Source organism: Aneurinibacillus sp. REN35, assembly GCF_041379945.2.
Taxonomy (GTDB): domain Bacteria; phylum Bacillota; class Bacilli; order Aneurinibacillales; family Aneurinibacillaceae; genus Aneurinibacillus.
In genome coordinates, this window is sequence record NZ_JBFTXJ020000048.1 from 1 (window position 1) to 262 (window position 262).

A 262-nucleotide genomic window follows, 5' to 3' on the forward strand; every position below is an offset into this window, starting at 1 on the left:
TTATTAGTTAGTTCCTTAAATACCTCATAATATCTCCACAAGTAGAGAGGATGCAGGGGCATGAGCATTCCCTTCCATTCTACCGGCGTTTTTATATACAGCACATCTAACAGCAAAAGGGCTCTAGCTACAAAGTTACTTCCCTTTTGACTAATTTCATGCATTGAAAGCTCATTATTACAATAGGCACGAAGTAAGCTGGCCCAGCCCTCTACATATTTTTTTAAGGCTTCTTGAAGAGCGAGGTCCACACCGAATGACA

Annotated in this window: 1 protein-coding gene; it reads right to left on the bottom strand. The window is 40.8% G+C overall.

The genetic code is table 11. The features are described 5' to 3' along the window. Window positions 1–262: hypothetical protein (locus AB3351_RS23620; RefSeq protein WP_371149554.1), on the bottom strand; the 262-nt coding region annotated here is incomplete at both ends.